Source organism: Aquabacter sp. (genome assembly GCF_965279295.1).
Taxonomy (GTDB): domain Bacteria; phylum Pseudomonadota; class Alphaproteobacteria; order Rhizobiales; family Xanthobacteraceae; genus Aquabacter.
Window position 1 is genome coordinate 216,035 of the sequence record NZ_CBDIHQ010000018.1, and the last position, 12,735, is coordinate 228,769.

General features: G+C 63.8%; 14 protein-coding genes. 5 read left to right on the forward strand and 9 right to left on the reverse strand.

Annotated elements, in window-relative coordinates; translation table 11 throughout:
* Positions 1-27: 27 nt before the first annotated feature.
* A complete protein-coding gene (locus ADADO0_RS18895; RefSeq protein ID WP_511306750.1) occupies positions 28-1,287 on the reverse strand; it encodes a M16 family metallopeptidase in 1,260 nt (419 codons plus the stop codon).
* Positions 1,284-2,696 (reverse strand): threonine synthase, encoded by a 1,413-nt coding sequence (gene thrC, locus ADADO0_RS18900; RefSeq protein ID WP_511306751.1) that lies wholly within the window; start codon positions 2,694-2,696, stop codon positions 1,284-1,286. Before thrC ends, ADADO0_RS18895 begins: the two co-directional genes overlap by 4 nt.
* Before the next feature lie 242 nt (positions 2,697-2,938).
* Here thrC and ADADO0_RS18905 point away from each other — a divergent pair, with 242 nt between their 5' ends.
* Both ADADO0_RS18905 and purB read left to right on the forward strand, forming a co-directional pair.
* Positions 2,939-3,832 carry a hypothetical protein gene (locus ADADO0_RS18905; RefSeq protein ID WP_511306752.1) on the forward strand — a complete coding sequence of 298 codons (894 nt, stop codon included), beginning with the start codon at positions 2,939-2,941 and terminating at the stop codon, positions 3,830-3,832.
* A 69-nt stretch (positions 3,833-3,901) separates the two neighbouring features.
* Positions 3,902-5,209: an adenylosuccinate lyase gene (purB, locus tag ADADO0_RS18910; RefSeq protein ID WP_511306753.1), complete on the forward strand. Its 1,308-nt coding sequence runs from the start codon at positions 3,902-3,904 to the stop codon at positions 5,207-5,209.
* Between the two features lie 72 nt (positions 5,210-5,281).
* On the opposite strand, the gene grxD is transcribed toward purB, so the two are convergent.
* From grxD to purC, 6 genes are all read right to left on the reverse strand, one after another.
* Positions 5,282-5,620, reverse strand: a complete 339-nt coding sequence (grxD, locus tag ADADO0_RS18915) for a Grx4 family monothiol glutaredoxin (RefSeq protein WP_511306754.1) — start codon at positions 5,618-5,620, stop codon at positions 5,282-5,284.
* 115 nt (positions 5,621-5,735) lie between these two features.
* Entirely contained in the window at positions 5,736-5,969 is a 234-nt protein-coding gene (locus ADADO0_RS18920) for a BolA family protein (protein WP_511306755.1), read from the reverse strand.
* Positions 5,970-5,984: 15 nt separating this feature from the next.
* Positions 5,985-8,234, reverse strand: coding sequence for a phosphoribosylformylglycinamidine synthase subunit PurL (gene purL, locus ADADO0_RS18925; protein WP_511306756.1), 2,250 nt, complete (start codon positions 8,232-8,234; stop codon positions 5,985-5,987).
* Between the two features lie 91 nt (positions 8,235-8,325).
* A complete protein-coding gene (gene purQ, locus ADADO0_RS18930; protein WP_511306757.1) occupies positions 8,326-9,024 on the reverse strand; it encodes a phosphoribosylformylglycinamidine synthase subunit PurQ in 699 nt (232 codons plus the stop codon).
* A gap of 61 nt (positions 9,025-9,085) precedes the next feature.
* On the reverse strand, positions 9,086-9,328 hold the full coding sequence (purS, locus tag ADADO0_RS18935; protein WP_511306758.1) for a phosphoribosylformylglycinamidine synthase subunit PurS: 243 nt from the start codon (positions 9,326-9,328) through the stop codon (positions 9,086-9,088).
* A 70-nt stretch (positions 9,329-9,398) separates the two neighbouring features.
* Positions 9,399-10,193 carry a phosphoribosylaminoimidazolesuccinocarboxamide synthase gene (purC, locus tag ADADO0_RS18940; RefSeq protein WP_511306759.1) on the reverse strand — a complete coding sequence of 265 codons (795 nt, stop codon included), beginning with the start codon at positions 10,191-10,193 and terminating at the stop codon, positions 9,399-9,401.
* Between the two features lie 263 nt (positions 10,194-10,456).
* Between purC and ADADO0_RS18945 the strand changes: the two genes are divergently transcribed.
* The 3 genes from ADADO0_RS18945 (at position 10,457) to ADADO0_RS18955 (ending at position 12,016) form a co-directional block, all read left to right on the forward strand.
* Entirely contained in the window at positions 10,457-10,780 is a 324-nt protein-coding gene (locus tag ADADO0_RS18945; RefSeq protein WP_511306760.1) for a DUF1476 domain-containing protein, read from the forward strand.
* Between the two features lie 66 nt (positions 10,781-10,846).
* Positions 10,847-11,272 carry an SH3 domain-containing protein gene (locus ADADO0_RS18950; RefSeq protein WP_511306761.1) on the forward strand — a complete coding sequence of 142 codons (426 nt, stop codon included), beginning with the start codon at positions 10,847-10,849 and terminating at the stop codon, positions 11,270-11,272.
* 51 nt (positions 11,273-11,323) lie between these two features.
* A complete protein-coding gene (locus ADADO0_RS18955) occupies positions 11,324-12,016 on the forward strand; it encodes an MgtC/SapB family protein (RefSeq protein ID WP_511306762.1) in 693 nt (230 codons plus the stop codon).
* Between the two features lie 78 nt (positions 12,017-12,094).
* On the opposite strand, the gene rpsD is transcribed toward ADADO0_RS18955, so the two are convergent.
* Positions 12,095-12,712, reverse strand: a complete 618-nt coding sequence (gene rpsD / locus ADADO0_RS18960; protein ID WP_511306763.1) for a 30S ribosomal protein S4 — start codon at positions 12,710-12,712, stop codon at positions 12,095-12,097.
* Between the last annotated feature and the right edge of the window lie 23 nt (positions 12,713-12,735).

Sequence of the window (12,735 nt, forward strand, 5' to 3'; positions counted from 1 at the left end):
GCGCACCGGGGTTGCCCAAACGCCGGATTATCTCAGACGTTCCACCACGCGCGCCGCAGGTTCAAGCCCCTTGCCCGGCCCGATCGCGGCGAGAACCGGCCGTCCGCCCTTCACGAGTTCGCGCGCGGCGGTCCGCACATCTTCCACGGTGACGGCTTCGACCTTGGCGACGATCTCCTCCACCGGCACCACCCGATCGAAAGCAAGGATCTGCCGTGCCAATTGCTCGGCGCGGGCGCCGGAGCTTTCAAGCGCCGCGAGCAGACCGACCTTCATCTGAGCCTTGGCGCGGGCGACCTCGATTTCGCTGGCGGTCTCGCCGGCAGCAATGAGCTGGTCGATCACGACCTCGGTCAATTCCCCCACATCGCCCACATCAGTGCCGGCATAAATCCCGAACAGGCCGGTGTCCGCATAGGCCCAGTGGAACGCGTAAATCGAGTAGCAAAGGCCGCGCTCCTCGCGCACCTCCTGGAACAGGCGCGAGGACATGCCGCCGCCGAGTACGTTAGTGAGCACCTGGAGGGCGTGATAGCCCGGCTCCCTGAAGGAGCGGCCCTCAAGCCCCAGCACCACATGCACCTGCTCAAGATCGCGCGGTGTCAGCGAGATGCCGCCCTTATAATGGGCGTTGGGCGCGGGGGCCTTTTCGTCGGGCTTGATGGACCGCAGGCGTTCCGAGGCTTCCGCCGCGAACCGTTCATGATCCACCGCCCCGCCGGCGGCGACCACCATGCGCGGGCCGCGATAGGTGCGCCCGAGATAGGCCCCGAGGCGCTGCGGGTCGAAACTGCGCACCGTGTCGGGCGTGCCGAGAATCGAGCGTCCCATCGCCTGGCCGGGAAAGGCGGATTCCTGGAACAGGTCGAACACGAGATCGTCCGGCGTGTCCATGACCGCACCGATTTCCTGGACGATCACATTCTTCTCACGCGCCAATTCGTCCGGTGCGAAGGCCGGCTCGGTGAGAATGTCGGAGAGAATATCGAGGCCCAGCCCCACGTCCTCGCCCAGCACGCGCACATTGTAGGAGGTTTGCTCGACCGAGGTTGCAGCGTTGATGTCGCCACCGACCTGCTCGATCTCCTCGGCGATGCGACGCGCCGAGCGCCGCCGCGTCCCCTTGAACGCCATGTGTTCGAGGAGATGGGAGATACCGTGCTCGTGCTCGTTCTCGTCCCGCGCGCCGGCTCCCACCCAGATGCCGAGCGATGCTGTGCCCAAGTGGGGCATGGAATCGGAGATAACGGTGATGCCGTTCTCAAGTGTCGTACGCTGAACGCTCATGCGGCGGCTCCCGCCGCGATACGCGCGTGCGTCGAGATGAAAGTCTCTATGGCTGAAAGATCGTTTGGCAGAACGGTCACGCGCTCCTTGCGGGTCATGAGGTCCGCGAGGTGCGGAGGCAAGCTGGGCCGGCGCCCAGTCGCGCTTTCCACAGCGTCGGGGAATTTCGCGGGATGCGCGGTGGAAAGGACCACCTGCGGAACGCGCGGCGCGTGCTCCACCTTCCCGGCCACGCTCAGCGCAACAGCCGTATGGGGATCGACCACATAATCCGCCTCGCGATACATGCGCGAGATCATGGCCGCGGTTTCCGGCTCGTCCGACCGGCCGGCGGAGAATTCGCCGACGATCGCAGCGAAGGCATCGCGCGGGACGGTGAACGTGCCGGACTGCGCCAGCGATGCCATCAGCGAGCGCAACGTTGCTGAATCCCGGTCCAGCGCCTCGAACAGCAGGCGCTCGAAGTTCGAGGAAACCTGAATGTCCATGGAGGGCGAAGAGGAAGGCAGAACCCCCCTCACCTCATATCGACCGCTCTCGATGGTGCGCGCCAATATGTCGTTGACGTTGGTAGCGATAGTCAGGTCGCGGATCGGCAACCCCATGCTCTTGGCGACCCAGCCGGCAAAGATGTCGCCGAAGTTGCCGGTCGGCACCACGAACGATACCTCCCGGGACGGTGCCCCCAGCGCCACGGCGGCATAGAAATAATAGACCACCTGGGCGACGATGCGCGCCCAGTTGATCGAATTGACGCCCGCCAGTGCCAGCCGGTCACGGAACTGGTGGTGGTTGAACATGGACTTCACATGGGCCTGGCAGTCGTCGAAGGTGCCTTCCACGGCGATTGCGTGGACATTGCTGCCGCCGACCGTGGTCATCTGACGGCGCTGCACTTCCGACACCCGGTTGTGCGGAAAGAGCACGAAGACATCCACCGCATCCGAATGGCGGAATGCCTCAATGGCGGCGCTGCCGGTATCCCCCGAGGTCGCCGCGACGATGGTTGCCCGCGCGCTGCGCTGGGAGAGGACGTGGTCCATCAACCGCGACAGCAGTTGCATCGCCACGTCCTTGAAGGCCAGGGTCGGACCGTGGAACAGCTCAAGCACGAAACGGTTGGGCGCGATCTGCACCAGCGGCGTGGTGGCCGGGTGGCGGAAGCTGCGATAGGCATCATCGATCATCAGGTCGAGCGCGGCTTGTGGGATCGCGCCGGCCACGAACGGGCTGATCACCCGTCGCGCCACTTCTGCGTAAGGCTTTCCGGCCAACGCGGCGATCTCGTCGGCCGACAGTGTGGGCCACGCTTCGGGCACATAGAGCCCGCCATCCCTGGCGAGCCCGGCGAGGAGTGCATCGGCGAAAGACAGTGGCGGCGCCTCGCCGCGTGTGGACACGTACTTCAATGTCTCGCTCCGGCGTCGACGCGCGAGAATGGGCGCGTCCAAGGTAAACCTCTCGCGGCGCGTGGCAAAGGCAAAGCGCAGGCGAGGTTCGGCGGTCTTATCCGGCAAAGCGCCGCGACGCCAGCACGGGTTGCCCTTCATTGCCGCGAAGGACAGGATGGCGCCCCCGCCTGACGGATCACATGCTTCTCTCTTTCCCCTCAAGACTGCTGGCCGCAACCGGCCGGCAAGGCACGCGCGCCGTGGCCGCCAGCATTTTTCTCGGGCTGGCGGTGCCTCCGCTCGCGGCGGCGGCAAAGCCGCTGCTGATGCCCTGCGTGTTCACGCTTCTGGTCATGTCGTTTATGCGCACCGATCTCGCCCGCCTGCGCAAGGCGCGTGAGCTTCGGGTAATCCTCCCAGCACTGGCCTGGATTATGGGGGTGCTGCCCATGGTGTTCGGCTTCATGGTCAATCGGATCCTGCCGCCATCCGACAGCGGCGTGATGCTGGCCATGGTGCTCCAGGCGGCGGGCCCGCCGCTCATGTCCACGCCGGCGGTCGCGATTCTGATCGGGGTGGATGCCACCCTGAGCCTTGCGGTGATGTTGCTTTCGCTCATCATCGTGCCGTTCACCGCCCCGGTGATGGTGTCGGCATTCACCGACGGCGCGCTTGCTCTCGACGGGCTCGCTCTCGCGGGCCGGCTCGCCTTCATCCTCATCGCAACGGCCGGTGCGGGCCTGCTGCTGCGCGCTATGATGGGGCCAAGACGCCTCGCCGTGTACAACGACCACTTCAACGGCGTGAACGTCCTGGTTCTCCTGGTGCTGGCGGTGGCGTTCATGGACGGCGTGACCCTGCGCTTTCTGGAAGCACCGGCCCTGGTGGCGGGGATCGCGGCCCTCGCCTGCCTGGTCTCCGTGTGCGGGCTGCTCTCAACGGTGTTCGTGTTCCGCTGGGCGGGCGCGGGGCAGGACGTGATGCTCGGCTATGCCGCCGGCAATCGCAACCTCGGCATCATGATCGCGGCGGCGGGCGGCATCATGCCGGAGAGCACATGGCTCTACGTCGCCCTCGCCCAATTCCCGATCTATCTGATGCCGGCCCTGCTCCGCCCGCTGATGGCGCGGCTGGCCCGCAACCGCACGCCTTGACCGGCCGCCTACCCGAACGCGCCGCGATCTGTTAGATCGCTGCCTTCAGAACACCACGCGAGCGCTGATATGATCCCCCGCTATAGCCGGCCGGAAATGGCCGCCATCTGGACCCCCGAAGCCCGCTTTCGAATCTGGTTCGAGATCGAAGCGCATGCGGCCCAGGCCATGGCGGACCTTGGTATCGTCCCGCAGGAAGCCGCCGCGAAAATCTGGGAGCTTGGAAGCAAGGCTGAATTCGACGTGGAGCGGATCGACGCCATCGAGCGCGAGGTGAAGCACGATGTCATCGCCTTCCTGACCCATCTCGCGGAATTCATCGGCCCCGACGCGCGCTTCGTCCACCAGGGGATGACCTCTTCAGACGTGCTGGACACCTGCTTCGCGGTGCAGCTTGCCCGCGCCTCGGATCTGCTGATTGCGGACGTCGATCATCTGCTGGCTGTGTTGGAGCGCCGGGCGTTCGAGCACAAGCTGACCCCCACCGTTGGCCGGTCTCACGGCATCCATGCCGAACCCACCACCTTCGGCATCAAGCTCGCCATTGCCCATGTGGAGTTCCAGCGCGCTCGTGCCCGGCTTGTGGCGGCGCGTGCGGAGATCGCCACATGTGCCATTTCCGGCGCGGTGGGTACGTTCGCGCACATCGACCCGCGGGTTGAGGAATATGTTGCGGCGAAGATGGGATTGCAGGTGGAGCCGGTCTCCACGCAGGTGATCCCGCGCGACCGGCACGCCATGTTCTTCGCCGTTCTGGGCGTCGTGGCCTCATCCGTGGAGCGGCTCGCGACCGAAATCCGCCATCTCCAACGCACCGAGGTGCTTGAGGCGGAGGAGTATTTCTCCGAGTCCCAAAAGGGCTCCTCGGCCATGCCGCACAAGCGCAATCCGGTGCTGACGGAAAACCTCACCGGCCTTGCCCGCATGGTCCGCGCCTACGCCTTGCCCGCTATGGAGAACGTCGCGCTCTGGCACGAGCGGGACATCTCCCATTCCTCGGTCGAGCGCATGATCGGCCCCGACGCCACGGTGACCCTGGATTTCGCCCTCGCCCGCCTTGCCGGCGTGATGGACAAGCTGGTGGTGCACGCGGACAATATGCAGAGGAACATGGACAAGCTGGGAGGGCTTATCCACTCCCAGCGCGTGCTCCTGGCCCTGACCCAGAAGGGCGCGAGCCGTGAGGATTCCTATCGTCTGGTCCAGCGCAATGCCATGCGGGTCTGGCGCGGCGAAGGGGATTTCCGGACTTTCCTGCTGGACGATTCGGATGTGCGCAAATACCTCTCCGAAGACGACATCAACGAGAAGTTCGATCTCGGTTATCACCTGAAGCACGCCGATACGATCTTCAAGCGCGTGTTCGGCCACGCCTGAATCGGGCGCGCCTGAAAACGAAAATGCCCGGGACTTGCCCGGGCATTTTTTATTCGCGTTGACGAAGGCGTATCAGCCGATGGCGCGATCGCCGATCGGAACACCCTTTTCCTCGAAAAGCGGAAGCAGTTCGCCACCCTGGAACATCTCGCGGATAATGTCGCAACCGCCGAGGAATTCGCCCTTCACGTAGATCTGGGGAATGGTCGGCCAGCTTGCATAGTCCTTGATGCCCTGGCGCAGCTCGTCGGATTCAAGAACATTGACGCCTTTGAACGGCACGCCGATGTGGTCGAGAATCTGGACCACCTGACCGGAGAAGCCGCACATGGGGAATTGCGGCGTGCCCTTCATGAACACCACCACATCGTTGCCTTTGACCTCGCGGTCGATGAATTCGCGAATGCTCATGTCTTGCGCCTAAAAATGGGCCGGCCGCGCCGGTTCATGCCTCAAGATCGGTCCTCGACATCAAAAGCGCAAGATGGCCCTGCCATGCGCAGGGCCATTTCAGGCGCGGATGGCTTTAGGCCGGCACCGAGGTCTTTAGGGCGAGCGCGTGGAGCGCGCCGCCCATATTGCCCTGGAGGGCGGCATAAACCATCTGGTGCTGCTGCACCCTGCTCTTTCCGCGGAACGCCTCGGAAACGATGGTTGCGGCGTAATGGTCGCCGTCACCCGCAAGGTCCTGGATGCTCACTTCGGCGTCGGGAAACGCCTGCTTGATCAGTCGTTCTATGTCGGCGGCAGGCATGGCCATGGTGTCATCCTTCCGTCAGGCGCTCGCGCCCATGTAGATCGGCAGCCAGGTTTCATTGCGGTCCCGCAGGCCCTCGACAAAGATCGAGCGTTCGCCGGGCAAGACAAGCCGGTCCCCGCCGGTCTTGCCGAGCTTGGTCAGGGGAACGCCAGCGGCCTCGGCCCGCCGCACCAGTTCGGCCCCTTGCCCGTGCGCGGCCACGATCACGTAGCGCGCCTGATCCTCGCCGAACCAGAAGGCGTGAGCCGGAATATTATGGGGCCGGTCGAGCGAGGCACCCATGTTGCCTGCGATCGCCATTTCCGCGATCGCCACCAGGAGGCCACCGTCCGACACGTCGTGGACGGCGGTGACGAGTTCTTCCAGGATCAGCCCACGGACGAAATCGCCGTTGCGCTTCTCGGCCACCAGATCGACCGGTGGCGGCGCGCCTTCTTCCTTGTCGCAGACCGTGAACAGATAGGCCGAGGCGCCCAGCCAGCCCTCGGTTTTGCCCACCACATAGACCGGCTCACCAGCGGCCTTGAAGGCCAGGGTCATCGCCTTGTCGAGATCATCGATCAGCCCGACGCCGCCAATGGTGGGGGTCGGCAAAATCGCCTTGCCGTTGGTCTCGTTGTAAAGGCTCACGTTTCCGGAGACGACCGGGAAATCCAGTGCCTCGCAGGCGGCGCCGATGCCTTTCACGCAGCCCACGAACTGGCCCATGATATCGGGCTTCTCGGGGTTGCCGAAATTCAGATTGTCAGTCACCGCGATCGGCATGGCGCCCACAGCGGTCAGGTTGCGCCATGCTTCCGCGACTGCCTGTTTGCCGCCCTCGAAGGGGTCCGCCTCGCAATAGCGGGGGGTGACGTCGGTGGTCAGCGCCAGTGCCTTGGGGCCATTCTCGACGCGGATCACGGCGGCGTCGCCGCCCGGCTTCTGCACCGTGTTGCCTTGGATGAGGTGGTCGTACTGCTCCCAGATCCACCGCTTCGAGCAGAGATCCGGCGACATGACGAGTTGCTCAAGCGCATCCGCCAGGGACACGCCGTCCGGCACGTCCGAGGGCTTGATGATCTTGCGGGGCTCAGGTTCGGTGTGGGGCCGGTAGTATTCCGGTGCCTCGTCGCCGAGTTCCTTGATGGGAAGATCGGCCTCGACGATGCCCTTGTGCTTCACGACGAAGCGCAGCGTGTCGGTGGTCTGGCCGATGACCGCGAAATCCAGGCCCCATTTGCGGAAGATAGCCTCCGCTTCCTCTTCCTTGCCTGGCGCCAGAACCATGAGCATGCGCTCCTGGCTTTCCGAGAGCATCATCTCATAGGCACTCATGCCGGTTTCCCGGCACGGCACCGCGTCGAGGTTCAGCTCGATCCCGAGGTCGCCCTTGGCGCCCATCTCGATCGCGGAACAGGTGAGGCCCGCCGCGCCCATGTCCTGGATCGACACCACGCAACCGGCCTTCATGATCTCAAGGCAGGCTTCTAGAAGCAGCTTCTCGGCGAAGGGGTCGCCAACCTGCACGGTCGGGCGTTTTTCCTCGGCGCCGTCGCCGAATTCGGCGGATGCCATGGTCGCGCCGTGGATGCCGTCGCGGCCGGTCTTGGAGCCGAGATAGACGATGGCCCGCCCCACGCCGCTCGCGGCCGCGTAGAAGATCTCATCGGTTTTCGCCAGGCCGACAGCCATGGCGTTCACCAGAATGTTGCCGTTGTAGCGGCCATGAAAGCCGACCGAGCCGCCGACCGTGGGCACGCCGAAGGAATTGCCATAGCCGCCGATGCCCGCCACCACGCCGGCCACAAGGTGGCGGGTGCGGGGATGGTGGCAATTGCCGAACCGCAGCGCGTTCAGCGTCGCAACCGGCCGCGCGCCCATGGTGAAGACGTCGCGCAGGATGCCGCCGACGCCGGTGGCCGCACCTTGATAGGGCTCGATGAAGGAGGGGTGGTTGTGGCTCTCCATCTTGAAGACCACAGCCATTCCGTCGCCGATATCTACGACGCCTGCGTTCTCCCCCGGCCCCTGGATCACGCGCGGACCGGTGGTCGGCAGGGTGCGGAGCCAGACTTTCGAGGATTTGTAGGAGCAATGCTCGTTCCACATGGCCGAGACGATACCCAGTTCGGTTATCGTCGGCTCTCTGCCGATCAGCGTGAGGAAACGCTGGTATTCATCCGGCTTCAGCCCGTGCTCGGCCACGAGCGCGGGGGAGATGCGGGGGGTGTTCGGAATTTGGTTCACGTTCGTCCGATCCCATCCGATGGCGCGCCGCGGCATACGGACCCCGGTCGCATCGAAATTCACACTAATGGAGAAATGAGCCGAGCCCACAGATAAGACCGCGCCGCGATCTTATCCAAGGTGATCATCACGCCGCCTTCAACGAGGCGGCCAAGCTTTCAAACAAGCCGCGACCATCGATCGGGCCGATCTCCGGCTCGATATGATTTTCCGGATGCGGCATCATGCCGAGAATGTTGTGCTTCCTGGAATAGATGCCCGCGATGCCATTAATGGCGCCGTTGGGGCCGTCCGCCTCGTCGATGTCGCCATCCCGCCGGGCGTATCGGAACGCCACGCGGCCTTCCGACTCAAGCACGCGGATGGTTTCCTCGTCGGCGGTGTAGTTGCCCTCCCCGTGCGCCACGGGAACACGCAGCAACTCGCCCTTGCGATAGGCCCGCGTGAACGCGGTGTCGGCGCGCTCGACGCGCAGATGCACCTCACGGCACACAAAGCGCAGCTTGGCATTGCGCACCAGAACCCCTGGCAGCATGCCCGCCTCGCAGAGAATCTGAAATCCGTTGCAGATGCCCAGCACCAGACCGCCCTTGTCGGCGTGAACCCGCACCGCATCCATGATCTTGGCGCGCGCGGCGATGGCGCCGCAGCGGAGATAGTCGCCATAGGAGAAGCCGCCAGCCAGAACCACCAGATCGGTGTTCTGAGGCAGTTCTGTCTCGGTATGCCAGACTGTCGTGACCTGTGAGTGCGAGACGAGCTTCAAGGCTCGCTCTATGTCGCGCTCGCGGTTGGTCCCGGGAAAGAGGATGACGGCAGACTTCATGGCTTAGACCTGCGACAGCATCTTGAACTTGACCTGCGCCGTGAACCGATGTCGCGTGCGATCATTCGGCAAACTCGACCCGATAGGTCTCGATCACGGTGTTTGCGAGCAGTTTGTCGCAAGCATCCTTCAACACGGCTTCGGCGGACGCCTTGTCATTGCCCGCCAGTTCCACGTCGAAAACCTTGCCCTGCCGCACACTCTGGACCCCGGAGACCCCGAGCGAGCGCAAAGCGCCCTCGATGGCCTTGCCCTGCGGGTCAAGCACTGCGGATTTCAGCGTGACGATCACACGCGCCTTCATGAAGCACCATTCTTAACAGAAGCGGGGGCCTTATGGCCCCCGTCGCAGTTGGGATCAAGCGTCAGTCCGCTCACTTCACCAGGATCGGGCCCTTCGCCAGGGTCGGTTCGTTCTCACCCAGGATGCCGAGGCGCCGGGCGACTTCCGAATAGGCTTCGACCAGACCGCCCATGTCGCGACGGAACCGGTCCTTATCGAGCTTGTCGGCGGACTTCACGTCCCACAGACGGCACGAATCGGGACTGATTTCATCGGCCACCACGATACGCATCATGTCGTTTTCCCAAAGTCGCCCGCATTCCATCTTGAAATCCACAAGACGGATGCCGACGCCCAGGAAAAGGCCGGAGAGGAAATCGTTCACGCGGATGGCGAGCGCGATGATGTCGTCGATTTCCTGGGTGGTCGCCCAGCCAAAGGCCGTGACGTGCTCCTCGGAGACCAGCGGGTCGTTCAGCGCATCGTTCTTGTAATAGAATTCGATGATCGAACGCGGCAGGGCCGTACCTTCCTCGATGCCGAGGCGGGTGGACAGCGAACCTGCGGCCACGTTGCGAACCACAACCTCAAGCGGAATGATTTCCACTTCGCGGATCAACTGCTCGCGCATGTTGAGCCGGCGGATGAAGTGAGTCGGCACGCCGATTTCATTCAACCGCGAGAAAATGTATTCCGAGATACGGTTGTTCAGCACCCCCTTGCCGTCGATGACCTCGTGCTTCTTGTTGTTGAAGGCGGTGGCATCATCCTTGAAATGCTGGATCAGCGTTCCAGGCTCTGGGCCTTCATAGAGGACCTTCGCCTTGCCTTCATAGATGCGGCGGCGGCGGCTCATGGGGGTATACCGTTGATTGAGGAAATCCATGGGTTTGCCAAGGCTCCGTTCGGGTGACGCTCCTCGGCGAGGCGCAACGTTTGCTGTTGTGCAGCGCACGATACACCCTGACGGACACTAGCCGATTGCCGGGCGGTATACAACGCGCTGTGATAATCGGGCTCAAAGACGCAATGTGCGTGCACCCTATCCGTTGATCTAGGGGAACCGCCCCTATATTCAAGAGCGCAGGGCGGGACAGCGGCGTGCCGCTACCCATGTATCTGTCACGAAACATCAATAAGAGGGTTGCCATGACCACGTTCGACAGGCGCGAGGATGGCTTCGAGAAGGCTTACGCGCTGGACGAGGAAATTCGCTTCAAGGCTTTGGCGCGGCGAAACAAGCTGCTTGGCCTATGGGCCGCCGAAAAGCTTGGTCTCGCCGAAGAAGACGCGCAGGCCTATGCCAAGGAAGTGGTCGTTGCCGACCTCGAAGAACATGGCGATGAAGACGTGTTCCGCAAATTGCGCACGGATTTCGATGCCAAGAGCGTCGAAGTTTCGGATCACCAGATTCGCCGCAACATGGACGAATTCCTGTCCCAGGCCGTTCAGGCGATCCGCGCGACGGATTGAGGCCTGCTGCCCGGTGCTGTTCCGGGGCAACATGATGCGGCGGATTCGCCGCTCGGAGTGTGAGACATGAGACGTTCGGGTTGGTTTCTTCTCGCCGCCGCGGCGTTCCTCCTTCCAGCGGTGCCGGCTATGGCCGGCTCCGCTTTGGTTCTTCAGCAGGTCAACGTGCGCAGTGGGCCGGGGACCAATTTTCCCTCTGTCGGGCAAATTCCCCAGGGCGCGAACATCGAGGTCATGGCCTGCACGCCGGCCTGGTGCACCATCGCCTGGCCTGGGCCGGCTTTCGTCGCCGCCAGCTATCTCGGCTTTGACGGCCCGCCGCCTTATGTGAACGGGCCGTTGGTGGTTCCTGCCGCCCCGATCTATGTGGCCCCGCCGGTGGTCTATGCACCGCCACCCCCGGTTTATTACGGGCCGCCCCCAACCTTCTATGGCGTTCCCCCGGGCCCCGGTCCCGGCGTGTACGGCGGCGTGATCGTCGGGGGCTACTGACCTTCAGGCGATACGCTCGCTTTCGGCATATCGTCTGCTGCGGAGGTATCAGTGATTTTATCTCCCGGTTGGGCCGATATCAGCCTGAGGCTCCTTTGCGCCTTCATCGCCTGCTGCGTGGTGGGCCTTGACCGTGAGTGGCAGGAGCGCGCGGCGGGCATGCGCACCACGGTCCTCGTGGGCATGGCGGCTTGCTTCGCGGCGGTCAGCACCAATCTGCTTCTGGGCACCACAGGCAAGGAAAGCGGCGGCTTCGCGCAGATCGACGTCATGCGCCTGCCATTGGGTATCCTGACCGGCATAGGCTTCATCGGTGCCGGTGCGATCATCCGGCGCGATGGCCTGGTGCATGGCGTGACGACTGCAGCCACGCTCTGGTTCGTCACCGTAATGGGCCTGTGCTTCGGGCTCGGCCAATTGAGTCTTGGCGGAGCGGCTTTCGTCATCTCCCTCTTTGTCCTGGGTGGCCTGAAGCGCCTCGAAGGACATCTCAACCGCCAGAAAGAGGCCAGCCTTGCGATTACCCTGGGGCGCGAGGGTCCGGGCGAGGCGGCGATAAAAGCCCTCATCACCGGCTCCAATGCGCGCGTGCGGCGCATGTTCGTCCGCTATGAGCCGGCTGCCGGGCGGCGGGAATACCGGTTCCAGCTTTGGGCCGAAGCATCGAACCTCGGCACGGCGCCGGCCTTCATCGCCGTGCTACGCGAGATGCCCGGCGTGGAGCAGGTGGATTGGGAGATGTAGCCGCCTGCTCCCGTGCGCGCACAAACGAAAAGGGCCGCCCGAAGGCGGCCCTTTGACTGTCTGCGGTGTCCCGAGGGATCAGCGCGAATAGAACTCGACCACCAGGTTCGGTTCCATCTGAACCGGATAGGGGACTTCGTTCAGCTCGGGAATGCGCACGAACGTGGCGGCGAGCTTGTTCTGGTCGACTTCTAGGTAATCAGGAATGTCGCGCTCGGCGAGTTGCATGGCTTCCAACACCAGGGCCATCTGCTTGGAGGCGTCCTTGACCTCGATCACATCGCCGATCTTCACGAGGTAAGACGGGATGTTCACGCGGCGGCCGTTCACCTTGACGTGGCCGTGGCTCACGAACTGGCGGGCGGCGAACACGGTGGGCACGAACTTGGCGCGGTAGACCACCGCGTCCAGCCGGCGCTCCAGGAGGCCGATCAGGTTGGCGCCGGTGTCGCCCTTGAGGCGGCCCGCTTCCACGTAGGTCGCATGGAACTGCTTCTCGCCGATGGAGCCATAATAGCCCTTCAGCTTCTGCTTAGCGCGCAGCTGCACGCCGAAGTCGGAAAGCTTGCCCTTGCGGCGCTGGCCGTGCTGGCCGGGGCCGTATTCGCGACGATTGATGGGGCTCTTCGGGCGGCCCCAGATGTTCTCGCCCATGCGGCGGTCGAGTTTGTGCTTCGCCGCTATCCGCTTGCTCATGTAACGCTGATCCTTGTTGCGTC

What these genes read in the sequence shown, in the direction of transcription:
- ADADO0_RS18895 (WP_511306750.1), bottom strand. Translation starts at nt 1,287, where the DNA reads ATGAGCGTTCAGCGTACGACACTTGAGAACGGCATCACCGTTATCTCC.
- purB (WP_511306753.1), top strand. Translation starts at nt 3,902, where the DNA reads ATGATCCCCCGCTATAGCCGGCCGGAAATGGCCGCCATCTGGACCCCC.
- grxD (WP_511306754.1), bottom strand. Translation starts at nt 5,620, where the DNA reads ATGAGCATTCGCGAATTCATCGACCGCGAGGTCAAAGGCAACGATGTG.
- ADADO0_RS18920 (WP_511306755.1), bottom strand. Translation starts at nt 5,969, where the DNA reads ATGGCCATGCCTGCCGCCGACATAGAACGACTGATCAAGCAGGCGTTT.
- purL (WP_511306756.1), bottom strand. Translation starts at nt 8,234, where the DNA reads ATGCCGCGGCGCGCCATCGGATGGGATCGGACGAACGTGAACCAAATT.
- purQ (WP_511306757.1), bottom strand. Translation starts at nt 9,024, where the DNA reads ATGAAGTCTGCCGTCATCCTCTTTCCCGGGACCAACCGCGAGCGCGAC.
- purS (WP_511306758.1), bottom strand. Translation starts at nt 9,328, where the DNA reads ATGAAGGCGCGTGTGATCGTCACGCTGAAATCCGCAGTGCTTGACCCG.
- purC (WP_511306759.1), bottom strand. Translation starts at nt 10,193, where the DNA reads ATGGATTTCCTCAATCAACGGTATACCCCCATGAGCCGCCGCCGCCGC.
- ADADO0_RS18945 (WP_511306760.1), top strand. Translation starts at nt 10,457, where the DNA reads ATGACCACGTTCGACAGGCGCGAGGATGGCTTCGAGAAGGCTTACGCG.
- ADADO0_RS18950 (WP_511306761.1), top strand. Translation starts at nt 10,847, where the DNA reads ATGAGACGTTCGGGTTGGTTTCTTCTCGCCGCCGCGGCGTTCCTCCTT.
- rpsD (WP_511306763.1), bottom strand. Translation starts at nt 12,712, where the DNA reads ATGAGCAAGCGGATAGCGGCGAAGCACAAACTCGACCGCCGCATGGGC.